This window comes from Muricoccus roseus, assembly GCF_900141905.1.
Classification (GTDB): Bacteria; Pseudomonadota; Alphaproteobacteria; order Acetobacterales; family Acetobacteraceae; genus Roseomonas; species Roseomonas rosea.
In genome coordinates this window covers 1-24988 of record NZ_FQZF01000046.1, presented here as the reverse complement: position 1 = coordinate 24988, position 24988 = coordinate 1, and the positions used below count along the sequence as shown (strand labels likewise).

The window sequence follows — 24988 nt, the reverse complement described above, 5'->3', positions numbered from 1 at the left end:
CCCGCTTGACCCGCGGCCACAGCCCGCGGGACATATCCCTGCACGGGTCAGTTCTCGATGAAAACCCCGGGTCAGTTCTCAGCGAAACTCAACATGCATCGCCGTCACTGTCTCTGAGGCGGACGTGCAGGTGCATCTCCTGCCACGCCCAATCGATTTCGTCAGCGGCCACTCGCATTTGCCTCCAGACGCCGCAGGCTCGAATGATCGACCTCGAGCAGTCCAGTCATGCCAGCCGGCGTTTGCAAGCCGCCGTCGATAACCTCGCACGGATGCGCGACCTGGTCGGGTGTCAACTTACGTGGCCGCCCGACGTGTTTCCCGCGCTTCTTCGCGGGAGCGATACCGGCACTGACCCGCTCCACGATCAACGCGCGTTCGAACTCGGCCAGCGCGCACATGCGGTGGAAACTAGGCTTGCCGCCGTCCGTGGTAGTGCCGCTGCTTTCCGACAGCGACGTGAAACCGTTCCCGCGTGCCCCAAGTTGGCGCACCGTCTCGATCAGATGCTGCAGCAACCGTCCCAGCCGGTCCAGCTTCCAGACGACGAGAACGTCGCAGTCTCCAATACGGGCAAGCGCCCCGAGACCCGGCCGGCTCGTCGCAACTCCCCATACGCGGGGGTGCTCGAACACCTCGGCGCACTCGGAAGCGGTCAGCGCATCCCGTTGCAGGGCAAGCGCCTGCTTTTCTGTAGAGATGCGGACGTAGCCGAGATTCATGTGTGGATTCTGCAATAGGGTTTTGCAAGAAGTCTAGAGCCAATGAATCCAATGCTCTGTGCGGCGCGGTTTCGGTCTTGCAGGAGGTAGTGGTTCTGCAACTGCAAGCTGCGAACGCCAGGCGGAAGAAGGACGGCCTGACTTAGCCGCACCCGGCACAGGTCATCAGCCCGCGTCGCTCGCGCCACGGCTGGATCACGTAGCCGCAGCGCAGGCAATTGGCCCCATCGTCGCCGGCATCGAGCGGGTCGGCGATGCGTCGGGTTGCATGCCTAGCCTTGCCGCTGGACGGGCGCTTGGCCGGTTGGTGGTGCGGGCTGGGCTTATGCTCGACATGCACAAGCTCAGACGGCGGCTTCGCCACCTCCAGCGCCGTCGGCGTCCACCTAGTCAGGACGTGGCCGACTTGCACCGGCGCCTTCACCCCAACAGGCTGGGCTGACGAGGAAGGCAGACGCGGCGCGACCGCTGCGGGGAAACCGCCCTCCCAGGTCTGGGCGCGGACGCCAGGATCGGCTCGATGGGCTACGCTTGCGGTGGGACTGGCGCCTCTGGTCGGCAGGTGCACGACCTCCACGACCCGGCTGCCGGCCATCTTGCCCTTGCGCGGGATGGTCCGCTGGTCTCGCTGCTCGCCGGTGGCCATCTGTCCGCCGCCGAGGCGTGCGAAGACGTCGTCAATCTCCGACATGAGGCTCCAATAATGTCAGCATCTTAAAAGGCAGTAGCTTGCGGTCTGCTGGGCTTGGGGCTGCGGAATACGGTTTTGCCGTCGAACCGCCCGAGCAATTGGAAAGCTGAATATTGCGCTGAGATTGCGCCAGGAATGATGCGGGATCAATGACTTAGGCTTGAGGGTAAAATCAGCCCACCCTCAAGGTCCTGAGACGCTCCGGCATTTCGGAGAGAAAACCCGTCTTCGTTCCGCCCTTGCGCCATCAAGGTCGCAGCCGAAAACCGCAGGAAACCTGCGCCTCACGGCGTGGGTCACTGCGTCGGAGAATGGTTGGATAAAGGCCGACTGGAGCGGGCGAAGGGATTCGAACCCTCGACCCCGACCTTGGCAAGGTCGTGCTCTACCCCTGAGCTACGCCCGCGCTCCGTGCGTGGCGGCCGTATGACATGGGGCGTGGGGCCTTGCAACCCCCTTCCCCCCGATCGATACGCAGCCATGCCCATCTCGCCGGAATCCCTCCTCGCCCTCCTCGAACGGCACGGCATCCCGGCCACCACCCACCGCCACCCCGCGCTCCACACCGTCGCCGAAAGCCAGGCGCTGCGGGGGGACCTGCCCGGCCTGCATGTGAAGAACCTCTTCCTCCGGGCACGGCCGCCCCACCCCTTCCTCCTCGTCGTGGCGGAGGAGAACACCCCCCTCTCCATCAACGCCCTCGCCCGCCGCCTCGGCACCGGCCGCCTCTCCATGGCCAACGAGCAGGAACTCTGGGACCAGCTCGGCGTCCGCCCGGGCTCCGTCACCCCGCTCGCCCTGGTCAACGCGCCCCCGGGCAGCATCCGCACCGTGATCGACCACCGGCTGCTGGAAGGCCCCGGCCCCGTGAACATCCACCCGCTGACGAACGAGGCGACCACCGCCCTCGCCCCGGCCGACCTCCGCCGCTTCCTCCAGGCCCTCGGCCACGAGCCCGAGGCGATCGACCTGACCCAACCGCTTGCCTGAGCGCCCGCGCGGCGCATCTATGGGGGAACAAGCCCCTGAACCCGCCAGACTCCCGGAAGACCCAGACGATGAGCACCCTCCTCGACCAGAACCCGCCCCCCGCCGCCGACATCATCAAGGACGGCGACCAGAAGAGCTTCATGCAGGATGTCGTGGCCGCCAGCCGCGAAGTCCCCGTCCTGGTGGACTTCTGGGCCACCTGGTGCGGCCCCTGCAAAACCCTCACCCCCACGCTGGAAAAGGTCGTCCGCGCCGCCGGCGGCCGCGTGCGCCTGGTAAAGATCGATATCGACCAGAACCGCGCCCTGGTGCAGCAGCTCGCCCAGCTCGGCCTGCCCCTCCAGTCCGTCCCCACCGTCGCCGCCTTCTGGCAGGGCCAGATCGCCGACCTCTTCCAGGGCGCCCTGCCCGAGAGCGAGGTGAAGAAGTTCACCGAGAACCTCCTCAAGCTCGCCGGCGGCCAGATGCCCTCCGCCGACCTCCTGGCCGAGGCGAAGCAGGCCGCCGAGGAAGGCGACCACCAGGCCGCTCTCGAGCTCTACGGCGCCCTCGCCCAGCAGGAACCCGAGAACGCGGCCGCCATGGCCGGCGTCGCCCGCTCCCTGATGGAGCTGGGGGAGGAAGACCAGGCCGCCCAGGTGATCGAAAGCCTGCCGGCGAAGATGCAGGACCACGCCGAGGTCACCGCCGTCCGCTCCGCCCTCGAGCTCGCCAAGGCCGGCCGGGAAGCCCGCGGCAAGCTCGCCGAGTTCGAGGCCCGCCTCGCCGCCGACCCGAACGACCACCAGGCCCGCATCGACCTCGCCACCGCCCTCAACGCCGCCGATGACCGCGCCGGTGCCGCCGATGCCCTGCTGGAAGCCTTCCGGCGCGACCGCGAGTGGAACGACCAGGCCGCCCGCAAGCAGCTCCTGAAGTTCTTCGAGGCCTGGGGCTTCGAGGACCCGGCCACCAAGGCCGGCCGCCGCAAGCTCTCCGCCCTCCTGTTCAGCTAGGAATCCGGGACCACCTCCCGTTCAGGCCCGCGAGGCGCGCCCGGCGCGGCGCGCCTCCCCCTTCCTTCCGGCGAACGGGAACTGAACGAACATGCCCTTCCATCCCACGGGCCTCGACGACCTGCCCGCGGAGATCGCGGTCTTCCCCCTCACGGGCGCGCTGCTCCTGCCGGGCGGCCGCCTGCCCCTGAACATCTTCGAACCACGCTACCTCGCCATGGTCCAGGCCAGCCTCGGCAACCGCCGCAGCCTCGGCATGATCCAGCCGGACCGCAGCCTGCCCGCCACCCCCAACGGCCCGGGCCTCTACCGCATCGGCTGCCTCGGCCGCCTCTCCTCCTTCTCCGAGACGGAGGACGGCCGCCTCCTCATCACCCTCGCCGGCACCATCCGCTTCCAGATCACCGAGGAACTGCCGATGCGGGACGGCTACCGCCGCGTCCGCCCGGACTACACCCCCTTCGCCGCCGACCTCGCCCGCCCCCTCCCCCCCGTTATCCTCGGCCGCCCCGCCCTGCTGGAGGCGCTGCGCACCTATTTCCGCGCCAAGGGGATCGAGGCAAACTGGGAAGCCGTGGAACGGCTGGACGACCACGCCCTCGTCAACACCCTCGCGGCCGTCTGCCCTTTCGAGCCGGTGGAGAAGCAGGCCCTGCTCGAAGCGCCGGACGCCGCGGCCCGCGCCACCATGCTCGTCACCATGCTGCGGATGGACAGCCTGCCCGGTCCGGGCCAAGACATCCGCCCGAGTTGAGGACCATACGGATGAGCCAGACCCCGAACCCGGCCGGCAACGCGCCCGCCCCCGCCCCCGCTCCCGCTCCCGCCGCAGTGGATCCGCGCCTGCTGGAAATCCTCGTCTGCCCCGTCACCAAGGGCCCGCTCCGCTACGACCGCGCCGCCGGCGAGCTGATCAGCGAAAGCGCCGGCCTCGCCTATCCCATCCGCGACGGCATCCCCATCATGCTCCCCGACGAGGCCCGCCGCCTCGCCGACTGAGCCCCGGTGCCCACCCCCACCGAAATCCGCCTGAACCGCGCGGAACGCCGGCTGGACCTGGCCTTCGACGACGGCAGCCGCTTCAGCCTGCCCGCCGAATACCTCCGCGTCGAAAGCCCCTCCGCCGAGGTCCAGGGCCACGGCCCCGGCGAGAAGAAGCTCGTCCACGGCAAGCGGGAGGTGGCCATCGCCGCGATCGAGCCGGTCGGCAACTACGCCATCCGCCTCATCTTCGACGACCGGCACGACAGCGGCCTCTACAGCTGGGAAACCCTCCACCGCCTCGGCCGCGAATACGAAACGCGCTGGCCCGAATACCTGGCCGAGCTGGAAGCCAAAGGCCTCTCCCGGGACCTGCGCGGCCGCGCCTCCCGGGCAGACAGGGGTTGATCCCCCTCCAGCTCCAATCGGCCCTGGGCCTGCTGGCCCTGGCGGCCCTCGCCTGGGCGGCCGGCGGCTTCCGCCGCCCCGTGCCCTGGCGCGCCGTCCTCGCCGGGCTGGCCCTCCAGCTCGCCCTCGGCGCCACCCTCCTCCACATCCCGCCGCTCCGCGCCGCCTTCGCCCTGGTGGGGGATGCGGTGGACGCCCTGGCCCGTGCCACCCGCGCCGGCACCAGCCTCGTCTTCGGCTATCTCGGCGGCGCCCCCCTGCCCTTCGCGGAAACGGCGCCGGGCGCCTCCTTCGTCCTCTTCTTCCAGGCCCTGCCCATCGTCCTGCTGGTGGGCGCCCTCTCGGCCTTGCTCTACCACTGGCGCGTCCTGCCCGCCCTCGTGCGCCTCATGTCCCGCGCGCTCCGCGCCGCCTTCGGCATCTCCGGCGCCTGCGGCGTCTCGGTCGCGGCCAATGTCTTCACCGGCATGGTGGAAGCCACGCTCTTCATCCGCCCCTGGCTCGCCAGCCTGTCACGCTCCGAGCTGCTGGTGGTCATGACCGCGGGGCTGGCCACCATCAGCGGCAACATGCTCGTCGTCTACGCCGCCATGCTGGCCAACGCCGTGCCCGATGCCGCCGGCCAGCTCCTCGCCGCCAGCCTCGTCAGCGCCCCCGCGGCCATCCTCGTCGCCCGCCTCATGCTCCCCGGCGAAACCACCCCGGAATCGACCGACATCGAGGCCCCCCGCCTCTACGACAGCGCCATGGACGCCCTCACCCGCGGCACCGCGGACGGCCTCTCCCTCCTGCTCAACATCATGGCGGGCCTCATCGTCTTCGTGGCCCTCGTCGCCCTGGCCAACATGGCCCTCCACCCCCTCACCGGCCTCACCCTCGAAACCGTCGCCGGCACCCTCCTCCTCCCCCTCGCCTGGGCCATGGGCATCCCACCCGAGGACACCGCCGCCGCCGCGCGCCTGCTCGGCATCCGCGGCGTGGTGAACGAATTCGTCGCCTATCTCGACATGGCCGGCCCGGCCGGCGCCGACCTCGCCCCTCGCACCAGGCTCATCCTCTCCTGGGCCCTCTGCGGCTTCGCCAACTTCGCCAGCGTCGGAATCATGGTCTCCGGCATGGGCGCCCTCTGCCCCGAACGCCGCGCCGACATCGTCCGCCTCGGCCTGCCGGCCCTGCTGGCCGCCACCATCGCCTGCTGCATGACCGGCGCCACCGTCGGGCTGCTCTCGCCCTGATCCTTGGCGGCACCCCGGGAGGGAGAAGGAATTCTCCCTCCCGGACCCTCCCTCATCTTCTTTTGGAAGACTGCCGTGGAATGCGGGGCTGGAGGTGCGCCGAGGGTCCATGACCCTCGGCGACGGTCAGGTCAGCCCGCGCCCCCAAATCAAAATGCCTGCGGCGCAACAGCCGGCGTCGCATCCCCGGCAGGCCGAACGCGGGGTCCGGGGTGGCCGCTGCCACCCCGGCGGAGGGCCCGGGAGGCAGAGCCTCCCGGCAGCAACAGCCATCACCCCGCCCGAGCCAACCCCATCCCCGCCAGCACCGCCTCCGCCCGCCCGGCGGAGGGATCCTCCGCCCCCAGCCCCAGGCTCCCCAGCGTGGAGAACAGGTGCCGCCGCGCCTCGCGCCGCGGCCGGTCCGCCACAACCCTCTCGAGCAGCGGCAGCAGCGCCTCGGCATAGGCGTCCGGCGCATGGCGCGTCAGCGCCACCTCCCGCCCGCGCGCGGCCAGGGCCGCCCCTTCCTCGGGATGTGCCAGCAGCCGCTCCAGGTGCCGCATCGCATCCAGCGCCTCGGCCTCCGGGCGGCAGGCCATCACCGTGTCCTTCGGGATCTCGGCGTAGCAGCCATGGTCCGTCACCAGCGTCGGCCGGCCGGAGGCCATGGCGGTGATGACCGAGGCCGAGGCCCCTTCCAGCACCGGGTTCCGCAGGCAGGTGATGACATCCACGTCCCGCAGCTGCCCGCGCAGCGCGTCGTCATCCACCCAGCCCGTGAATTCCGGCGGCTCGATCCCCAGCACCGCCGCCAGCCCCTCCAGCCGCGCCCGCTCGCCCGCCGTCGCCTCGCCGATCACCCGCAGCCGGCACCGCCCACGCAGCCGCACGGAGGAGCCGATCGCCATGATGATCTGGTCGATCCGCTTATTGGCATTGGCGTGGCCGATGGCCGCCACGGTCAGCCGCCCGCTGGCCGGGGGTGCCGGCGGCAGGCCCGGCGCGACGAAGGCCAGCGGAATGACCGCCACGGGCCCCGGGCAGGACTGGCGGAGCCGCGCCTCGTAATGCCCGGCATGCGCCACCGCCGCCACGCAGCGGCGGGAAAGCCATTCCAGCATCGGTCGCCGCCGCACCATATCCGAAAGATCGTCCCAAAAGGGCTCGCCCTCCGGCATCCCCTCGGGGCCATACAGGTCCCGCGCGGCGTCCAGCACGCCCATCGGATTGCCCGCATGCTCGAACCAGCCGGCCGCGAGATGGGCGAGGAAGAGGTCGTGGAACACCCCCACCATCCCCACCCCGTCCAGCCGCGTCACCTGCGCGCCGTGATAGGGCTGGTGGTTGCCGAGATGCGCCACCACCACGTCGAAGCGCCGGCGCAGCGCATCGTCGTCCAGCTCGTCCAGATGGAACACGGGGAAGGGGCCCGGGCGTGCCGGCATCGCCGCCGCCTCCCCCGCCTCGCTCCGCAGGATCGTCACCTCATGCCCTCGCGCGAGCAGCGCCTGCCCCACCTCGCCCGCGAAATCCGCGATCGCCGAGCGCCCGTTCCAGGGCGTCGACCAGCCAATCCGAAGCCCCGTCACGAAACCAGCCTCTCCACCGTCGTCGGCCAGTCCAGCCGCTGGGCCTCCATCGCCTCGCGCCCGGCCAGCCCCATCCGCCGCGCACGCGCCGCATCCGCCTGCAACGCCGCCATCGCCCCGGCCAGCGCCTCGGGGTCCGGCGTCACCACATGCCCGTTCTCGCCATCGCGCACGATGTCCAGCACGCCGCCGGAATCCGTCGTCGTGATCACGGGCTTCGCCGCACGGAAGGCCTCCATGGTGCAATAGCCCAGGCTGTCCTCGTCGAAGGGCAGATAGGCCACCGCCAGCGCCCCGTTCACCATCCGCGCCAGCTCGGCGCGCGGCACGAAGCGCAGGTCCAGCACCACCCGGTCCTCCACCCCCTCCTCGGCCGCCAGCCGCCGCAGCGCCTCCGCATCCGCCGCGCTGTCCGGCGGCCCCGCCACCACCAGCCGCAGCCCCGGCACATGCCGCAGCGCGCGCACCAGCAGCGTCTGCCGCTTCGCGTCGTTCACCCGCCCGGTGGCGAGGATATAGCCCTCGGATTCCCCGCCCGGGAACAGCTCCGGGTCGTTCAGCGGCGGGCGCAGAACCGCGCTGTCGAAGCCGTTGTAGTGCTTCAGCCGCCGCCCCGTGATCGGCGCGTTGGTGTAGATCCGCCGCGCCTCCGAAAAGGCCAGCGCATCCCCCGCGCGGATCGCCGCCAGGATCTCGCGCCCGCGCGCATCGTCGGGGATGTTGCTCTGCCCGGCATCCAGCAGGTCATAGGCCTGGCGGTACTGGTGCAGCAGCCACAGCACCCTGTTCTCCGCCGGAATCATATAGGCCGGGAACTTCAGCCCGATCACACGGTCCACATTGCTCACCCGCAGCCGCCGCGCGACCAGCATCTCCTCGATCAACCCCTCCGCGGGATTCCAGGAGAAGGGAATCCGTATCCCCTCCGCCTCGATCCCCTGCCGCCGCAGGTTGAGCACGAGATGGTCGTAGAGCTCCTCCGCCCCGCCATGCACGAAGGGCACGAGCGTGCTCAGCACGAGAACCTTCATGCGAGCAGCTTCTCCACCACCACGTCCCAGTCGATGCCCAGCGCGCGCACATGCTCTCCGGCCGCGCGCCCGAGCCGCGCGGCCAGCGCGCGGTCCCCATGCAGCCGGTCGAAGGCCTGCGCGATCGCCACGGGGTCCGGCGGCACCATCAGCCCCGTCACCCCATCCGTCACGAACTCCGCCACCCCGCCCGCATCCTCGGTCGTCACCGTTGCCCGCCCGGCATGGGCCGCCTCCAGCGTGGGATAGCCATAGCTGTCCTCGTCGAAGGGCAGGTAGGCCGAGGCGAGCGCATGCTCCAGCAGCCCGGCCTTCTCCTCCTCCGTGATCCAGCGCTCCTCGATCGTCACGCGCCCCGCCACGCCCAGCCGCCGCGCCGTCTCCCGCAGCCGCTCGACATAGTCCGGATTCAGGCTCGCCCCGCAGAGCCGCAGCCGCACCGGGCTGCGCACATGCCCCATCGCCTCCACCATCAGGTGCTGCCGCTTGTGCGGCTCCATCCGGCACACCGAGACGATCTCATCCCCATGCGCCCCCGCGCGGAACCGCTCCGGCCGCAGCACGGGCGGATAGAGCACCTCGCTCTCCAGTCCGTTGAAGCGCCGCAGCCGGTCCCCCACCACGCGGGAATTGGTGAAAACGCGGTGCGCCTCGCCCAGCGCCCGCGTATCCGCCGCCATGATCGCCGCGCGCAGCGCCCGCCCCGAAGCATCATCCGCTACCGGCCGGTGCTCCGTGTCCCACAGGTCGTAGAAAACCCTGAGGTGATGGATGAACCACACCACCTTGCAGCGATGCGTCACCGCATGCGCCGGCGGGCGGAAGGTGATCACCCGGTCGAAATACTCGTCCAGCCGGATCATGCGGAAGGCCGCCATCTGCGGCAGCACCTCCTCCGGCGCATCCAGGAAGGGCAGGTACAGCACCTCCACCCGATGCCCGCGCGCCACCAGCTGCTCGCGCAGCCAGTCCACGATGAAGCGATATCCGCCATCCACCAGCGGCACGGCGGAGGAAATCAGCCCGATCCTCATGCGAAGCGCAGGCCCGGATAGAGGTCAGGCGCCTCCCGCAGCATCACCAGGTTCACCGAATGCACCTCGCCCAGCGCCTCCAGCGGCCGCACGGGCCGCAGCACCCCATCCGCCTCATCCACCTCGAAGGCGCGGAACCCCGCCTCGGTGAACAGCGCCATCCAGGCCGCGGGCGTGGTCCCCGCGCGCCGCAGATGCTCGGGCCCGAATTCCACCAGCAGCACCAGCCCGGGATTCTCGGCGACGATCCGCCGCATCCCCCGCCAAGCCTCGGCCTCGTAGCCCTCCACATCGACCTTCGCGAGCCGCACCCGCGTGCCCGGCGCCACCAGCGCATCAAGCGGCCGGACCTCCACCTCCTCCGTGCGCTCCGCGCCCGGCAGGCCCAGCAGGGAGGAATGGCCGGAGATCGGCCCCATGTTCAGCACGGCCCGCCCGGCCTCGGCACCGGCCGCGCAGCGGTGCAGCTCCACCCGTCCATCCAGCCCGTTCATCGCCAGGCTCCGCCGCAACAGCCCCGCGATGCGCGAGGCCGGCTCCACCGCGATCACCCGCCCCGTGGCCCCGACGCTCCGCGCCGCCGGCAGCACGGTCAGCCCGAGATTGGCGCCCACATCCAGCACCACGTCGCCCTCGCGCAGCAGGCCCTGGATCACCGCCACCGTCCCGGGCTCCAGCCGCCCGCCACTCTCCAGCATGGCCGCGATCAGGGCGACATCCTCGGCCGGCACCAGCAGATACCCCTCCGGCATCCGCACCAGCACATCCTCGCCCAGCGGAAGGGCCAGGCGCCCCAGCAGCGCCTCCGTGCGCCCGCCCACCAGCCCCGTCAGCGCATCCGCGCGCTCGCCCACCAGACGCGCCACCATGTCCGTGCGCTCGCCCAGCTGCACCACCAGCGCATCCGCGCGCCCGCCGAGCCCGTCCGCCGCCGCGCGCAAGGCGCCATCCAGCCGCTCCAGCCCCTCGGCCCCGTCCAGCCGCAGCGCATCCAGGACGATCTGCATCCGCTCCAGGCGCACCAGCAGCCCGGCCTGCTCGGCCGAAACCGCGCCGGCCAGCCCCGCCACCAGCCCGGAATCCGCGCGCAGCTGCGCCTCCACCCGCTCCAGCCGGCCGGAGAGATCCTGCGCGGCGGCCTCGCGGGCCACCCGCTCCTCGCGCAGATGCGCCTCGATCCGCTCCAGCCGCTCCGAGAGATCCCGCGCCGAGGCCGATTCATCGACCACCCCGCGCATGCGGCTCTGCAGCCGGTTCAGGAAGGGCAGGGCCAGGGGCCGCAGCCCCCGCAGCACCGTTCGCCCGGCGCGGCGATGCAGCGGCCGGGGGTCCTCGGATGATGACATGGGCGCCCCCCGAAGCTGCCTGATCGTTCCGCACCGCGCGACACGACCCAGGCGCCTTCTGGGCGATCCGCCCGCCCGCCGCAAGCCGCGCGTGAGGCCGCCGCCGGCCCTCGGGTCCCGAGTCTCAGGCCCCGGATCTCAGGCCCCAGGATCTCAGGCCCCAGGATCTCAGGCCGGCCGCCGCGCCCGCAGCGCCGCGGCCAGCGTGCCGTCATCCAGCAGGTCCAGCGTCCCGCCCATCGGCACGCCCTGCGCCAGCCGGGTCACCGGCACCTCCAGCGGCCGCAGCCGGTCCGCCAGGTAATGCCCGGTGGTCGCGCCCTCCACCGTCGCGGGCAGCGCCAGGATCACCTCCTGCACCTCCCCGCCGGCCACGCGCTCCACCAGCGGCTGGATCGACAGATCCTCCGGCCCCACCCCGCCCAGCGCGGAGAGCGTCCCGCCCAGCACATGGTACAGGCCCCGATGCGCCCCCCCGCGCTCCAGCGCCCAGAGGTCCGCCACCCCCTCCACCACGCAAACCATCCCGCGCTCCCGCCGGGGGTCGCGGCACACATGGCAGGGGTCCTGGGTATCCAGATTGCCGCACACCCGGCAGGGCCGCACCGCCTCGGCCGCCGCGTTCAGCGCGCCGGCCAGCGGCAGCATCAGCCGCTGCGGGTCCTGCAGCATCTTCAGCACGGCCCGCCGCGCGGAACGCCGCCCCAGCCCCGGCAGGCGGGACAACAGGGCGACAAGCTGCTCCACCGGGTCGTTCGGAACCGGCCCGCGGGACAGGTCGGAAGGGTCGAAGGGCATCCGCCTCATATGGGAACGATGCCCCCGGAACGCATCAGAACGGCAGCTTGAAGCCGCCCAACCCGCCGCCCATGCCCGGGATGTTCAGCCCCGAAGTGGCCTTGGACATCTCCTCGGACATCATGGCCTCCACCTTCGCCTTCGCATCCGCATGCGCGGCCACGATCAGGTCCTCCAGCACCTCGCGCTCCTCCGCCGCCATCAGCGAGGGGTCGATCGCGATGCCCTTCAGGTCGCCCTTCCCGGAAAGGGTCACGCGCACCATGCCGGCGCCCGCCTGGCCCTCCATCGTGGCGGCCTCCAGCTTCGCCTGCATCTCCTGCATCTTCGACTGCATCTGCTGAGCCTGCTTCAGCATGTTGCCCAGGTTCTTCATCGGAGTTCCTTCAACGTCTGAGGAAAAAGGGGGGGGTCTCGGCGGAAGGGCAGATGCGGCAGGCCTCAGGGCCTGTCCATCCCCGCGGGCTCCGCATCCAGCGGCGCGAAGCCGAAATCGTCGTCAAGCGGCGCGAAGCCGATATCGTCCTCGCCCACCGGCTCCCCGTCGCCCGTCACCTCCGGCGGCGGCAGCCCATAGGCGTCCAGCGACGCATCGCGCACCTCCCGGATCTGCGCGCCGGGGAAGGCATCCATCACGGCCAGCACCAGCGGATGGCTCCGCGCCACCTCCAGCCGCGCCACCGCCGCCGTCCGCCCCTGCTCGGCCAGCGTCGGCTCGCCCTCCGCATTGGAGAGGGAAACGGTCCAGCGCGCGCCCGTCACCTCCTGCAGCAGCGCCGTCAGCTGCCCGGCCAGGTCGCGCGGCGCATCCGGCCGCGTCCGCAGCTCGATCCGCCCGCCCTCGGCCCGCATCTCGAAGCGAACCAGATGCACGCTGTGCACGAGATGCGCATGCAGCATCGGCTTCCGCCCGGAAGCCAGCGCCGCCACCTCGCGGAAGGTCGCGGGCATCGGCGCCGGCGCCACCTCCGTCTCGGGCTGCACCGCGGCAACCGGCGCCACCTCGGGCGCCACCAGGGCGCGCACCGCCGCCCCGCCCGCGATCGCCCGCAGCCCGCCCGCGCCCGGCCCGCTCATCGAAGGACCAGACAAGGAAGCACCGGCCACCGAAGCACCGGCTACCGAAGCACCGGCCACGGCCTCCGCCATGGCCCCGCCGCCACCAGTCCCGCCGGAAGGCGCCGGCCCACCCGGCCCGCCGCGCGGCACGGGCGCCGCCCCGGAAAGCCGCCGCACGATGTCGCCCGGCGTCGGCATCTCGGCCAGATGCGCCAGCCGGATCAGCACCATCTCCGCCGCCGCCCGCCGGTCCGGGCTCTCCGCCACCTCGCCGATGCCCTTCAGCAGCACCTGCCAGGCCCGCCCGAGCACGGGAATCGTCAGCGTCTCCGCCAGCGCCCCGCCCCGGACCCGCTCGGCCTCGGGAATCGAAGGGTCGTTCCGCAGCCCCGGCACGGCCCGGAACCGCGTCAGCAGATGCGTCAGCTCCGCCATGTCGGCCAGCACCACGCCCGGATCCGCCCCGCGCTCATGCGCGCGGTCCATCGCCGCCAGCACCGCCGGAAGGTCGCCGCGCATGGCCGCTTCCATCAGGTCCATCACCAGGGCACGGTCCGCCAGCCCCAGCATGTCCCGCACCGCCTCGGCCGTGACGCCGCCGCCCTCCTCGGGCATCGCGATCGCCTGGTCCAGCAGCGACAACCCGTCGCGCACCGAGCCATCCGCCGCCCGCGCGATCATCGCCAGCGCCTCCGGCTCCACCGAGGCGCCCTCCTTCTCCGCGATCCGCGCGAAATGCGCCCGCAGCACCTCCTGCGGCACCCGCTTCAGGTCGAAGCGCTGGCAACGGGACAGGATGGTGGCCGGCACCTTGCGGATCTCGGTGGTGGCGAAGAGGAACTTCACCGCCGGCGGCGGCTCCTCCAGCGTCTTGAGCAGCGCGTTGAACGCGGCGCCCGAGAGCATGTGCACCTCGTCCAGGATATAGACCTTGAAGCGCCCCTGGGTCGGCCGGAACCGCACCGCCTCCCGGATCTCGCGCACATTCTCCACGCCGTTGTTCGAGGCGGCGTCCAGCTCCATCACATCCGGGTGCCGGTCCGCCAGGATGGCGCGGCATTCCGGGCAAACCCCGCACGGATCGGCCGTCGGCCCGCCCGTTCCATTCGGCCCGATGCAGTTCAGCGCGCGCGCGATGATGCGCGCCGTCGTCGTCTTCCCCACCCCGCGCACGCCGGTCAGCATGAAGGCATGCGCCACGCGGTTCTGCGCGAAGGCGTTCCGCAGGGTGCGGACCAGCGCCTCCTGCCCGATCAGGTCGTTGAAATCCTGCGGCCGGTATTTCCGCGCCAGCACGCGATAGGGCTGCGACGGCTCAGCCGGGACCACGGGCGCCGGCGCGACAACAGCGGCCGGCGCAGCAACGGGCGCGGCCGCCGCTGGCGGAGCCGGCGGAGACGGATCGCCGAACAGCCCCGGCCCCTCCATCGGAGGCTCGGGCAGGTCGTCCTGGCTGTCGGGCGAAAGGTCGGTGTCGCTGGTCATCCGGGCCGCGGTTCGGGAGCGGCCTGGGCCGCCAGGCATCGAAGGCCGGGAAGCCGATCCAGGCCCTCGGGCAAAGCCCCAGGACGATCAGCTTCGCGGTGGAAGACCGGACCGCGACCCAGACGTTACCCGCCTCGGCTGCTTCCTTCCGGACCTGACCGGGTCGACGAGGCGCCCGTCCGCGACCGGCCTTCCGCGGCGGAATATGGGGGGACCGCCCTCCGGAGTCCACCGGGGGCAAGCCGCCGCCCCCGTTTGCCCGCCCCGTTTGCCCGCCCCGGTTGCCCGCCCCGGTTGCCCGCCCCCCTGGCCCATGCGACCTTCCGCCCGCCCATGCTCTCCCTCCCCGCCAGCCGCCCCAACGCCTATACCGGCAGCCCCCTCGACCGCGTCTCGGACCGGCGGGAGGACACGGCCTTCGTCACGGCCGCCCTGGCGGCGCCGGACAGCCTCGTCATCCCCGTCTGGCGCTCCAAGAACCTCCTGCGCGGCACCGAATCCGGCGCGCCGGACGCCGTGCTCCTCACCCGGGAAGCCGCCGAGGCCGTGCTGATGGCAGGCGGCCCCTGGGCCCTGCTCGGCCTGCGGGAAGGCACCCCCGTCTTCGCCGTCGATTGCAGCGCCGCCGAGGACCCCCTCCCTCTCCTCCCCCAGGGCTTCGGGGAATTCCACGACCTCCGCGCCGTTGCCGGCCTCCTGCCCCCGGGCGAGGCCTCCATGCTCGCCCATGCCCGCGGGCTGATGCACTGGCGCACCCGCCACCGCTTCTGCGGCGTCTGCGGCCATGGCTGCGAACCGCGCTCCGCCGGCAACGCCATGGCCTGCACGAACTGCAACGCCCAGCACTTCCCCCGCACCGACCCCGCCGTGATCATGCTGGTGGTGGACGGGGAACGCTGCCTGCTCGGCCATTCCACGCGCTTCCCCAACACCACCATGTACTCCACCCTCGCGGGCTTCGTGGAACCGGGCGAAAGCCTGGAGGAAGCCGTGCGCCGCGAGGTGCAGGAGGAAACCGGCGTGCGCGTCGGCCAGGCCTGGTACCACTCCTCCCAGCCCTGGCCCTTCCCCGCCTCCATCATGCTCGGCTTCCATGCCGAAGCCCTGAGCCACGAGATAACGGTTGACCCCGCGGAACTGCGCGACGCCCGCTGGTTCACCCGTGATGAAATCCGAAACCACCACAACGCCGGCTTCTCGCTGCCGCGGATCGATTCCATCGCCCGCCGGCTGATCGAGGACTGGCTGGAAGCGACGCCATGACCCGCGCCCTCGCCGCCCTCGCCCTGCTGCCCCTGCTCGGCGCCTGCGTGAACGACCCCCTCCCCCGCGCCAACACGCCGGAAGAAGCCGCCTGCCGCTCAGAGGCCGAACGCGCCCCCGAGGTGCGCGCCATCTACGAGCGCATGCCCCCCGCCCAGAACGCCACCGCCCGCGAACGCGTCATGGGCGAGGTCACGGCGGCCGAACGCAACGCCTATCTCCGCTGCATGCGCGCCCGTGGCCTCGCCCCGCGCGGGGGGGTGGAGCCGGTGCGGCCGCTTCAATAGGTCGGTCTGTCCCGGGGAGAGGAAGAAGGAATTCTTCCTCTCCCCAGACCCCTCACCATCATCTTTTTCTTCGAGTTTGAATCACTCGGCTGACGGTGCGCCTCGGGTCCATGACCCGAGGCGACTGCAAAGGCAGGAAAAGCACCCTCAACCAGAGACCCCGCCGATCATCGTATCCACGGCAGTCAGACGGGGTTCCAAGGGCCTCAGGCCCTTGGCGGGTCGAAGGGCAGAGCCCTCGAACGCGAAGCCCCCCTTTCAGGGCAGCTTCGTCGTCTCCCCCGCCTTCAGGATGCCGGCGGATGAAAGGTTCTGCCGCGCCGCCTTCTCCGCGATTCCGCTGATGCCCTCGCGCCGCACCAGTTCCGCCCACACATCCTCGGGCCGGATTCCCGCATCCACCCAGGTGACGATCAGGTGGTAGAGCAGATCGGCGCTTTCCCCGATCAGGCCGTGGCGGTTCCCCGCCATCGCCTCGATCACGGCCTCCACCGCCTCCTCGCCCAGCTTCTGCGCCACCTTGGCCGTGCCGCGCGCCAGCAGCCGCGCGGAATGGGATGTCTCGGCATCCCCCGAAAGCCGCCGCGCCTCCACCGTGGCCCAGAGCCGGTCCAGCACCGCCGGCGCCGGCTCGCCCGCGCCGGGTTCCAGCGGCGCCAGGTGCCGGGCCTCCGCCAGGCGCACCCGCTTGGGCGGGCGGGCCGTCGCCTCGATCGGCGCATCCGCCAGGTCCTGCGGCACGGGGAGGACCGGCAGAGCGCGCAGGTCCTCCTTCCACTTCGCCGGCTTCAGCTTCGGCTTGGCCTTCACCTTCGCCTTCGCCTTCGCGGGCTTGGGCGCCTCGGCAGGCCTGGTCGCCTTGGCGAGCTTGGGCTTCACCTTCGCGGCCTTCTTCGGGGCGGCGGCCTTGGCCGGCGCCACCGCCTTGGCGGCCGCCTTCTTGCGCGGCATCTCCTCCGCGGCGCCCGCCACCTTCTTCTTGCGCGGCTTCACGCCCTTGCCCATCACGCCGCCTCCCTGGCTTCCACCGCCGGCCGCACCGGCCACCCCGCCGCCGCCAGCGCCGCCTTCGCCTCGGCGATGCGGAACTGCCCGTAATGGAAAACGCTGGCCGCCAGCAGCCCCGTGGCCCCCGCCGCCGCGCCTTCCACGAAATGCTCCAGCTTCCCCACGCCGCCCGAGGCGACCAGCGGCAGCCGCACCGCCGCCCGCACCGCCCGCAGCAGCTCCAGGTCGAAGCCCTCCCCCGTGCCGTCCCGGTCCATCGAGGTCAGCAGTATCTCGCCCGCGCCCAGGCCTTCCACTCGGCGCGCCCATTCCACCGCATCCACGCCCGTCTCGCGCCGCCCGCCATGGGTGAAGATCTCCCACCGCCCCGGCGCCACCCGGCGCGCATCCACCGCCACGACGATCGCCTGGCTGCCGAAGGCCTCCGCCCCCCGCCGCACGAGCTCGGGGTCCGCCAGCGCCGCCGAATTCACCGAAACCTTGTCCGCGCCGGCCAGCAACAGCGCCCGCATGTCCTCCACGCTGCGCACGCCACCGCCCACGGTCAGCGGGATGAACACCTCCGCCGCCGTGCGCGAGACGACGTCCAGCATCGTCCCCCGGTTCTCATGCGTCGCCCCGATATCGAGGAAGGTGATCTCGTCCGCCCCCTCCCGGTCATAGGCGCGCGCCTGCTCCACCGGGTCCCCGGCATCGCGCAGCGAGACGAAGTTCACGCCCTTGACGACGCGGCCGTCCTTCACGTCCAGGCAGGGAATCACGCGCAGCGCCAGCATGGGGGCGGCCCTCCCGAATTATGACAGCGGCCGATTGCGCCGGAAGGCGGAAGGGGTCAAGCGCCCAGGCAAGCACGCCCGGCCTAATTCAGCCGCGCGCGCCACTCCTCGATCATCTCCCGCCCCCGCGCCGCCGCCTCGCCCGTCGGCACCAGCCCGAGGAAACGCTCCATCCCCTCGATCGCGGCGCCCAGCCGGCCCAGCCGCGCATTCATCACCGCCGCCTCCCGCCACAGCGGCGCGGCATCGGGCGCCAGGCGCAGCATGTCGGCCGTGCAGGCCAGCGCCCCCTCCACGTCGTTGCCCTGCAGCCGCCGCAGCCGGATGTTCGTCTGCAGCCGCAGCAGCACCGCGCGCCGGCTCATCGGCGCCAGCATCCCCGGCCGCAGCTCGGCCTGCGGCCCCTCCACACGCTTGATCAGCATCCGCAGCGCCGGCGCCGGCAAGGCCCCACCCCCGCTGAACGGATCCACCACCACCGAGCCACCCTTGGTCGTCCCATCCAGCGAGATCAGGAAATGCCCGGGGAAATCCAGTCCCCGCGCCGCCCAGCCCGCCGCCTCCGCCACATGCAGCCAGAGCAGCCCGAGCGCGACGGGCAACCCCCGCCGCCGCTCCGTCACCCGGATCAGATTGGCATTGCGCAGGTCGTCATAGGTCTCGGAATCCCCGGCATAGCCGCCCTCGTCATGAATCACGCGGGCGATCAGCGCGCGCCGCGCCTCCGCATCCTCGGGCGGCGGCTCGGCCAGAACGCCGCGCACCAGGGCCGAAACCCGCTCCGCCGCCGCGCGCCAATCCGCCTCCGGCGCATCCACCCGCGCGAATTGCAGCGCCACCCCGGCCAGGTCCAGCTCGTCATCCGGCAGGCGCCCGGCTGCCTCGATCGCGGCGCGTGCCTCCGCGACGGAATCGGCCATCAGGCCTGGGCGCCCGGAACCATGCGCCCAAGCCGGCGCCCGCCGAAGAGATGCACGTGGAAGTGCGGCACCTCCTGCCCCCCCTCCGGCCCCATATTCGTCAGCGCCCGATACCCGCGCTCCTCCAACCCCAACTCCTTCGCCACGCGCCCCACGGCGCGCCAGAACCCGGCGATCTCGGCATCGGACGCCTTCGCGCTGAAATCCGCCAGCGACACATAGGCCCCGCGCGGAATCACCAGCACATGCACCGGCGCCTGCGGATTGATGTCGTGGAAGGCGACGGCATACGCGTCGTCATGCACGCGCTTGCTCGGAATCTCCCCGCGCAGGATGCGGGCGAAGATGTTGCTCTCGTCATAGGGCGGCAGGCCGGTGACCATGTCGGCTCCTCAGTCGGCTTCCCATCCTTCCTAGGCAAAAAGCGGGGGCGAAGGAATTCCCCCACGCCCTTCACCTCTTCGCGGGTGGCCCCCGGGAGGGAGAAGGAATTCTCCCTCCCGGACCCTCCCTCATGTTTTTTGGAAGACTGCCGTGGAGTGCGGGGCTGGAGGTGCGCCTGAGGTCCATGACCTCAGGCGACTGACAACGCAGCCCGCGCCCTCGAATCAAAATGCCTGCGGCGCGACAGCGACCATCGCATCCCCGGCAGGCTGAACGCGGGGTCCGGGGTGGCCGCTGCCACCCCGGTGGAGGGTCCGGGAGGCAAAGCCTCCCGGGGCGCCACGGCGCAACCCCCTAACCCCGCCCCACCCTTCCATCCACCACAGGCGCCACGCGCCCCCGCGCCGCCAGGTAATCCGCCACCACCTCTTCCAGGGGCGGCCCGTCGTCATAGGCTTCCAGCGCGTCGTCGCGGAACACGGCGTAGCCGTCGCCGCCGCCGCGCATGAAGTCGTTCGTCACGACACGGTAGGCCCGGTCGGCCTCCAGCGGCCGCCCATCGGCCAGCACCACCTCCCGCACCCGCTGCCCCGCCGGCGCGGCGGGGTCAAAGCGCAGGCGCAGCCCCGCCACATGGGGGAAGCGCCCGGCCAGGGCCGGCAGGCGCGAAAGCCCGTTCTCCAGCGCCGCCCGGACCGCACCGCCGCGCAGCGTCAGCGTCGCCAGCGTGTTCCCGAAGGGCAGCACCGCCAGCACGTCGCCATAGGTCAGCACCCCCTCCGGCAGCCCGGCCCGCAGCCCGCCGCCATTCACCACCGCGATCTCCGCCCCGGGGATCCGCGCCAGCGCGGCCTCGGCCACCAGGCTCCCCAGCGCGCATTCGGCCTGGCGGCAGGCCTCGTTGGGAAAGCTCCCCTCCGCCATCGCCAGTTGCCGGTGCCGGATCTCGCCCAGCGGCGCCGCGTATTCCGCCACCACCGCAGCCACGGCGGGGTCCTCCGCCACATCGGGCCCGATCTCCCGCACCGCGCCGCCATGCGCCGCCACGCGCCCATCCGCGCCGAGGTCCAGGTCCATCCGCCCGAGATAGCGCCCATGGCAGGCCACCTGCCCGATCCGCACGTCCCGGCCCTTGCCCTGCACCACCAGCGGGTGTGGCCCCACCGCCCCCGCCAGCCCGTTCGCCAGCAGCAGGTGCGAATGCCCGCCGATGATGGCGTCCACCCCCTCCACCTCGGCCGCCAGCCGCCGGTCCGCCGGAAGCCCGAGATGCGAGAGCAGCACCACCGTCCCCACGCCCTGCCGCCGCAGGGTGAAGGCGGCCCGCTCCGCCGCCTCCATCGGATCGGTGAAGCGCAGGTTCGGCCCGGGCGAGGAGGAGGTCGCCGTATCCGGCGTCGTCACCCCCACCACCCCGATCCGCACCCCCTGCGACTCGATGACGGAGAAGGCGCTCACGCGGTCCCGCAGCAGCGGCTCCGCCCGGGTGTCGAGATTCGCCGAGAGCAGCGGGAAGGGCACCGCCGCCGCGTAGCGCGCCAGGGTCTCCGGCCCGTTGTCGAACTCGTGGTTGCCCAGCGCCATGGCCATGGTGCCCACCGCCCGCTGCACCGCCGCCTCCGCCAGGCCCCGGTGCAGGGTGTAGTAAAGGCTGCCCATGAACTGGTCGCCCGCATCCAGCAGGAAGGGCGCCCGCCCCTCCGCGATCGCGGCCGCCCGCGCCTCGCGGATCGCGCCCGCCAGCCGCGCGGAACCGCCGGCGCAGGCCCGCCCCGGCCGGCACACGCTGCCGCCCTCGGCCACGCCCTCATGCTTGGAATGGAAGTCGTTCATGTGGATCAGCGCGATCCGCGCCCCATCCGCCGCCTGCGCGCGCCGCAGCGCGGGCGCGGCCAGCGGCAGCGCCACCGCCGCCCGCAGGAGGTTGCGCCGGGAAAGTGCCGGATTCACCGGTTCGTGCCGCATGGATGCCCTTTTTCGCCGGCCAGGATGTGGCGCCGCCACGCGCCGGCACGAAGGTCCTACGCCAGCCGGCGACGGACCGGAATGCACCTTGCGCGGGAAGGGAAGCAGGTTCAAACGGCCTGCGCCCCCTCCGGAACCTCTTGCCGGGGCGGCACCGCAACCCGCGCCGCCCCCTGGTTCACGCCGGGCCGCGGCCCCGCCCGCGCGCGGCCCGCGCGGACCCCCACGCGCCCCCCTTCCCCGGGGGAGGAGCGGCGAACGCATGCCTGTCTACCTGCCCATCGCCGAGATGTCGGTGGATGCCCTCCTCCTCCTGGGGATCGGGCTGGGCGTGGGCTGGCTGTCCGGCCTCTTCGGCGTGGGCGGAGGCTTCCTCCTCACCCCTCTCCTCATCCTCATCGGCATCCCCGCCCCGGTGGCCGTCGCCTCCGGCGCGAACCAGACCCTCGGCGCCTCCGTCTCCGGCCTCATCGCCCAGTGGCGGCGCGGCAACGTGGACCCGCGCATGGGCCTCGTCCTGCTCGTGGCCGGCCTCGCCGGCTCTGCCGCCGGCACGCAGCTCTTCGTCCTGCTGCGAAGGCTCGGCCAGGTCGATCTCGCGGTCTCGCTCTTCTACGTCGTCGTCCTCGGCACGGTCGGCGCGCTGATGGTGCGCGAAAGCGTCCGCGCCATCCTGCGCCGCCGCCACGCCCTGCCCGCGCGCACGCACCAGCACTCCTGGCTACACGGCCTTCCCTTCAAGATGCGCTTCCGCAAGTCGCGCCTCTACATCTCCGTCATCCCGCCCATGCTGGTCGGCTTCGGAATCGGCATCCTCTCGGCCATCATGGGCGTCGGCGGCGGCTTCATGCTGGTGCCGGCGATGATCTACCTGCTCGGCATGCCCACGGGCACCACGATCGGCACCTCGCTCTTCCAGGTCACCTTCGTCAGCGCCAACGTCACCCTCCTCCAGGCGCTGCAGACCGGCTCGGTCGATATCGTCCTCACCCTCCTCCTCCTCGTGGGCGGCGTCGCCGGGGCGCAGTTCGGCGCCGCCATGGGCACCCGCCTGCGCGGCGAGGAAACCCGCGCCCTCCTCGGCCTCCTCGTCCTCTCCGTCGCCGCCCGCCTCCTCTGGGACCTCCTCCAGACCCCGGGGAGCCTCTACTTCCTCGGCCCGGCGACGTGAGGGCGCCGCCTCCCGCGGCCCTGGCGCTCCTCCTCGCCCTCGCCGCCCTCGCCCCCCTCCGGGCCCAGGCCCAGCGCGAGCCCCCGCCCGCCCCGCCGCCCCCGGCCGGCCCCGCCCTCGCCGCCGAGCTCGCCCAGCCCCGCATCGCGGTGGACACCGCCTTCAGCGGCGCCGACCTCCTCGTCTTCGGCGCCACGGAGCGCCTGCTCGGCCCTGCCGGAGACAATGTGGTCGTCCTCGGCATCGGCCCCGGCCGCGACGTGGTGGTGCGCCGCCGCGTCAGGCGCCTGGGCATCTGGGTCAACGGCCCCTCCGCCCACTTCCGCGACGTGCCGAACTACTACGCCCTGGCCGCCACCGCCCCCGTCGCCGGCCTGCTCGAGGAACCGGCCCGCCGCGAACGCCGCCTCGGCCTCGACATGCTCACCGCCCGCATCCCAGGCCCGCGGGACCCCGAGTTCCGCAACGCCCTCATCGAGCTCAAGCGGGGCACCGAGCAATGGAACGAGGAGGAAGCCCCGGTCGAGGTCTCGGGCGGCCGCCTCTTCCATGCCCGCCTGCCCCTGCCCTCCACCATCGCCCCGGGCGACTACGTGGTGCAGGTGCTGCTGGTGCGCGCCAACCGCATCATCGCCCGCCAGGAACTCCCCTTCCGGGTGGACCGCGTCGGCGCCACCGCCCGCATCGCCAATGTTTCCCGCGACCAGCCCCTGCTGTATGGCCTCGCCTGCATCGCCCTGGCGGCGCTCGCCGGCTGGCTCGGCAGCGTCATCTTCCGCCGGGGCTAGAAGAGGGGGAACAACGGATGCCGCAGGACCGCGTCTTCCTCGTCGTGGTGGACGACAGCCCCGAACGGGCGGTCGCCCTCCGCTATGCCTGCCTCCGCGCCCGCAAGTCCGGCGGCCGCGTCGCCCTCCTCCGCATCACCGAGCCCGTCGGCCTGCAGGAATGGGCCGGCGTCGGCGCCCTCATGCAGGAGGAGCGCCGCCAGGAAGCGGAGCAGCTCCTCTCCGCCCTCGGCACCCAGGTGCAGGAGATCACGGGCGGCCTCCCCCTCCTCCTCATCCGCGAGGGCGACGCGGTGGAGCAGGTCCTCTCCGTCCTGGCCGAGGACCCCCGCATCTCCATCCTCGTCCTCGCCACTGCCACCGAAGGCGGCCCCGGCCCCCTCGTCACCGCCCTCTCCGGCCGCCAGGCGGGCCGCCTCCGCTGCCCCATGACCATCGTGCCCGGCGGGCTGAGCGACGAGGAGCTCGACCGCGTAACCTGAACCGGGTCACCCGAACCGCGTGACCTGAGCCGGCCGCAGCCCACCCCCGCGCCCCGGAACGGTTGCACCGCCGCCCCGCCTGCCCCACATCCAGCGCAGAAAGCACGGCGGCACAGCCGAGAAGGGGACCTCCCGCATGTTCATCGAAACCGAGGCGACGCCGAACCCCGCGACCCTCAAGTTCCTCCCGGGCCAGGACGTCATGGGCGCCCGCGGCACCGCCGACTTCATCTCCGAGGAAGCCGCCACCCGCTCCCCCCTGGCCGCCCGCCTCTTCCAGCTGGACGGCGTCGCCCGCGTCTTCCTCGGCGCGGACTTCGTCACCGTCACGAAGACGCATGAGTCCGACTGGGCCGAGCTCCGCCCGCAGGTCCTCGGCGCGCTGATGGAGCACGCCATGGCCGGCCGCCCCGTCATGGCCGGCGACGAGGCCGAGGACGACGCGGAGGACACCGACCCCGCCGATGCCGAGGTCGTCGCCCAGATCAAGGAGCTGCTGGACACGCGCGTCCGCCCGGCCGTCGCCGGCGACGGCGGGGACATCGTCTTCCGCGGCTTCCGCGACGGCATCGTGAAGCTCCGCATGCAGGGCGCCTGCTCCGGCTGCCCCTCCTCCCGCGCCACGCTCAAGCACGGGGTGGAGAACATGCTCCGCCACTACGTGCCCGAGGTCGTGGCCGTGGAGCAGGTTGAAGCCTGAAGCCTTCAGGCTGAACGGAGGTCTCCAGCGCCTCCATTCACGCCCCCTATGACCGCAATGCCGAGCGCGGATTTGCTGCACGGCACAAGCAGGACAAGTATCGGGCCCAAGGAGACCATCCCATGCCCGATACCAACCTCGCCCCCACCACCGCCCTCGACGACGCGGCGCTCGACCGCCTGTTCCGCAAGGCGCGCACCGCCAATGCCTGGCAGGACCGCCCCGTCACCGACGAAACGCTCCGCCAGCTCTACGAGCTGACCATCCTCGGCCCCACCAGCGCCAACCAGCTCCCCGGCCGCTTCGTTTTCGTCCGCACGCCCGAGGCGAAGGAAAAGCTCCTCACAACCGTCTCCTCCGGTAACCAGGAAAAGACCCGCACCGCGCCGGTCACCGCCATCATCGCCTTCGACCCGCAGTTCTACGAGCACCTGCCGCGCCTCTTCCCCCATGCCGACGCCAAGTCCTGGTTCACCGGCAACGCGGCCTTCGCCGAGCGCAGCGCCTTCCTGAACTCCACCCTCCAGGCCGGCTACCTCATCCTCGCCGCCCGCTCGCTGGGCCTCGATGCCGGCCCGATGGGCGGCTTCGATTCCAAGAAGACCGACGAGCTCTTCCTGGCCGAGACGGGCTGGAAGTCCACCATGCTCATCAACCTCGGCTATGGCGACCACTCCAAGACCTTCGGCCGCCTCCCCCGCCTGGGCTTCGACGAGGCGGCGCTGCTCGCCTGAACCCCCGTCACCCGGTCTGTCCCGGGGAGAGGAAGAAGGAATTCTTCCTCTCCCCGGGCCCCTCACCATCATCTTTTTCTAGAAGTTTGGAATCACTCGGCTGCCGGTGCGCCTCGGGTCATCGACCCGAGGCGACTGCAAAAGCAGGACAAGCACCCAGCAAC

The 24988-nt window shown here is 72.0% G+C and carries 27 protein-coding genes, 1 tRNA gene and 1 other RNA gene; 13 read left to right on the top strand and 16 right to left on the bottom strand.

Annotated features, from left to right (window positions below):
- Positions 1-161: 161 nt before the first annotated feature.
- The 3 genes from BUB97_RS23770 to BUB97_RS23760 form a co-directional block, all read right to left on the bottom strand.
- Positions 162-722 (bottom strand): recombinase family protein, encoded by a 561-nt coding sequence (locus BUB97_RS23770; protein ID WP_073139932.1) that lies wholly within the window; start codon positions 720-722, stop codon positions 162-164.
- 142 nt (positions 723-864) lie between these two features.
- Positions 865-1413, bottom strand: coding sequence for a hypothetical protein (locus BUB97_RS23765; protein ID WP_073139929.1), 549 nt, complete (start codon positions 1411-1413; stop codon positions 865-867).
- 331 nt (positions 1414-1744) lie between these two features.
- Positions 1745-1819, bottom strand: a tRNA-Gly gene (locus BUB97_RS23760).
- A 74-nt stretch (positions 1820-1893) separates the two neighbouring features.
- Here BUB97_RS23760 and BUB97_RS23755 point away from each other — a divergent pair.
- The 6 genes from BUB97_RS23755 (at position 1894) to BUB97_RS23730 (ending at position 6022) form a co-directional block, all read left to right on the top strand.
- On the top strand, positions 1894-2403 hold the full coding sequence (locus BUB97_RS23755) for a prolyl-tRNA synthetase associated domain-containing protein (protein WP_073139926.1): 510 nt from the start codon (positions 1894-1896) through the stop codon (positions 2401-2403).
- Between the two features lie 68 nt (positions 2404-2471).
- Positions 2472-3398 carry a tetratricopeptide repeat protein gene (locus BUB97_RS23750; RefSeq protein WP_073139922.1) on the top strand — a complete coding sequence of 309 codons (927 nt, stop codon included), beginning with the start codon at positions 2472-2474 and terminating at the stop codon, positions 3396-3398.
- Between the two features lie 91 nt (positions 3399-3489).
- Positions 3490-4152: an LON peptidase substrate-binding domain-containing protein gene (locus tag BUB97_RS23745; protein ID WP_073139919.1), complete on the top strand. Its 663-nt coding sequence runs from the start codon at positions 3490-3492 to the stop codon at positions 4150-4152.
- A gap of 11 nt (positions 4153-4163) precedes the next feature.
- Complete coding sequence (locus tag BUB97_RS23740; protein WP_073139916.1) at positions 4164-4397, top strand: Trm112 family protein; 234 nt, start codon at positions 4164-4166, stop codon at positions 4395-4397.
- A 6-nt stretch (positions 4398-4403) separates the two neighbouring features.
- Positions 4404-4787: a gamma-butyrobetaine hydroxylase family protein gene (locus BUB97_RS23735; protein ID WP_073139912.1), complete on the top strand. Its 384-nt coding sequence runs from the start codon at positions 4404-4406 to the stop codon at positions 4785-4787.
- On the top strand, positions 4784-6022 hold the full coding sequence (locus BUB97_RS23730; protein ID WP_086062515.1) for a NupC/NupG family nucleoside CNT transporter: 1239 nt from the start codon (positions 4784-4786) through the stop codon (positions 6020-6022). The genes BUB97_RS23735 and BUB97_RS23730 overlap by 4 nt, the downstream gene beginning before the upstream one ends.
- Positions 6023-6294: 272 nt before the next feature.
- Here BUB97_RS23730 and BUB97_RS23725 read toward each other — a convergent pair whose 3' ends face one another.
- The 8 genes from BUB97_RS23725 to ffs form a co-directional block, all read right to left on the bottom strand.
- Positions 6295-7593 carry a glycosyltransferase family 4 protein gene (locus tag BUB97_RS23725; RefSeq protein ID WP_073139909.1) on the bottom strand — a complete coding sequence of 433 codons (1299 nt, stop codon included), beginning with the start codon at positions 7591-7593 and terminating at the stop codon, positions 6295-6297.
- Positions 7590-8624 carry a glycosyltransferase family 4 protein gene (locus tag BUB97_RS23720; protein ID WP_073139906.1) on the bottom strand — a complete coding sequence of 345 codons (1035 nt, stop codon included), beginning with the start codon at positions 8622-8624 and terminating at the stop codon, positions 7590-7592. The genes BUB97_RS23725 and BUB97_RS23720 overlap by 4 nt, the downstream gene beginning before the upstream one ends.
- Complete coding sequence (locus BUB97_RS23715; protein ID WP_073139903.1) at positions 8621-9658, bottom strand: glycosyltransferase family 4 protein; 1038 nt, start codon at positions 9656-9658, stop codon at positions 8621-8623. Before BUB97_RS23715 ends, BUB97_RS23720 begins: the two co-directional genes overlap by 4 nt.
- Positions 9655-11004 carry an FkbM family methyltransferase gene (locus tag BUB97_RS27375; RefSeq protein WP_073139899.1) on the bottom strand — a complete coding sequence of 450 codons (1350 nt, stop codon included), beginning with the start codon at positions 11002-11004 and terminating at the stop codon, positions 9655-9657. Before BUB97_RS27375 ends, BUB97_RS23715 begins: the two co-directional genes overlap by 4 nt.
- 168 nt (positions 11005-11172) lie before the next feature.
- On the bottom strand, positions 11173-11802 hold the full coding sequence (recR, locus tag BUB97_RS23705; RefSeq protein WP_073139896.1) for a recombination mediator RecR: 630 nt from the start codon (positions 11800-11802) through the stop codon (positions 11173-11175).
- A gap of 34 nt (positions 11803-11836) precedes the next feature.
- Positions 11837-12178, bottom strand: a complete 342-nt coding sequence (locus tag BUB97_RS23700) for a YbaB/EbfC family nucleoid-associated protein (protein ID WP_073139893.1) — start codon at positions 12176-12178, stop codon at positions 11837-11839.
- A gap of 65 nt (positions 12179-12243) precedes the next feature.
- Entirely contained in the window at positions 12244-14346 is a 2103-nt protein-coding gene (locus BUB97_RS23695) for a DNA polymerase III subunit gamma/tau (RefSeq protein WP_073139890.1), read from the bottom strand.
- A gap of 98 nt (positions 14347-14444) precedes the next feature.
- Positions 14445-14540, bottom strand: an RNA gene (ffs, locus tag BUB97_RS23690) — signal recognition particle sRNA small type.
- 100 nt (positions 14541-14640) lie between these two features.
- Between ffs and nudC the strand changes: the two genes are divergently transcribed.
- Together nudC and BUB97_RS23680 are read left to right on the top strand one after the other, a co-directional pair.
- The gene (gene nudC, locus BUB97_RS23685) at positions 14641-15609 is read left to right on the top strand and encodes an NAD(+) diphosphatase (RefSeq protein WP_456306346.1); all 969 of its coding nucleotides are present in this window, start codon (positions 14641-14643) and stop codon (positions 15607-15609) included.
- Positions 15606-15896, top strand: a complete 291-nt coding sequence (locus BUB97_RS23680) for a hypothetical protein (protein WP_073139884.1) — start codon at positions 15606-15608, stop codon at positions 15894-15896. Before nudC ends, BUB97_RS23680 begins: the two co-directional genes overlap by 4 nt.
- Positions 15897-16154: 258 nt before the next feature.
- Here BUB97_RS23680 and BUB97_RS27505 read toward each other — a convergent pair whose 3' ends face one another.
- The 5 genes from BUB97_RS27505 to BUB97_RS23655 all read right to left on the bottom strand — a co-directional run bounded on the left by BUB97_RS27505 (position 16155) and on the right by BUB97_RS23655 (position 20949).
- A complete protein-coding gene (locus tag BUB97_RS27505; protein WP_408906155.1) occupies positions 16155-16901 on the bottom strand; it encodes a phosphoribosyl-ATP diphosphatase in 747 nt (248 codons plus the stop codon).
- Positions 16901-17680, bottom strand: coding sequence for an imidazole glycerol phosphate synthase subunit HisF (hisF, locus tag BUB97_RS23670; RefSeq protein WP_073139881.1), 780 nt, complete (start codon positions 17678-17680; stop codon positions 16901-16903). The genes BUB97_RS27505 and hisF overlap by 1 nt, the downstream gene beginning before the upstream one ends.
- Before the next feature lie 83 nt (positions 17681-17763).
- Entirely contained in the window at positions 17764-18600 is an 837-nt protein-coding gene (locus BUB97_RS23665) for a SirB1 family protein (protein ID WP_073139878.1), read from the bottom strand.
- Entirely contained in the window at positions 18600-18983 is a 384-nt protein-coding gene (locus BUB97_RS23660; protein WP_073139865.1) for a histidine triad nucleotide-binding protein, read from the bottom strand. Before BUB97_RS23660 ends, BUB97_RS23665 begins: the two co-directional genes overlap by 1 nt.
- 355 nt (positions 18984-19338) lie before the next feature.
- The gene (locus tag BUB97_RS23655) at positions 19339-20949 is read right to left on the bottom strand and encodes a bifunctional metallophosphatase/5'-nucleotidase (protein WP_073139862.1); all 1611 of its coding nucleotides are present in this window, start codon (positions 20947-20949) and stop codon (positions 19339-19341) included.
- A gap of 262 nt (positions 20950-21211) precedes the next feature.
- Here BUB97_RS23655 and BUB97_RS23650 point away from each other — a divergent pair, with 262 nt between their 5' ends.
- From BUB97_RS23650 to BUB97_RS23630, 5 genes are all read left to right on the top strand, one after another.
- Positions 21212-22120 (top strand): sulfite exporter TauE/SafE family protein, encoded by a 909-nt coding sequence (locus tag BUB97_RS23650; RefSeq protein ID WP_073139859.1) that lies wholly within the window; start codon positions 21212-21214, stop codon positions 22118-22120.
- On the top strand, positions 22117-22908 hold the full coding sequence (locus BUB97_RS23645) for a TIGR02186 family protein (protein WP_073139857.1): 792 nt from the start codon (positions 22117-22119) through the stop codon (positions 22906-22908). Before BUB97_RS23650 ends, BUB97_RS23645 begins: the two co-directional genes overlap by 4 nt.
- A 17-nt stretch (positions 22909-22925) precedes the next feature.
- Positions 22926-23390: a universal stress protein gene (locus tag BUB97_RS23640; protein WP_073139854.1), complete on the top strand. Its 465-nt coding sequence runs from the start codon at positions 22926-22928 to the stop codon at positions 23388-23390.
- Between the two features lie 136 nt (positions 23391-23526).
- Positions 23527-24090, top strand: coding sequence for a NifU family protein (locus BUB97_RS23635; RefSeq protein ID WP_073139851.1), 564 nt, complete (start codon positions 23527-23529; stop codon positions 24088-24090).
- Between the two features lie 122 nt (positions 24091-24212).
- Positions 24213-24824 carry a malonic semialdehyde reductase gene (locus BUB97_RS23630; protein ID WP_073139848.1) on the top strand — a complete coding sequence of 204 codons (612 nt, stop codon included), beginning with the start codon at positions 24213-24215 and terminating at the stop codon, positions 24822-24824.
- Positions 24825-24988: the final 164 nt, after the last annotated feature.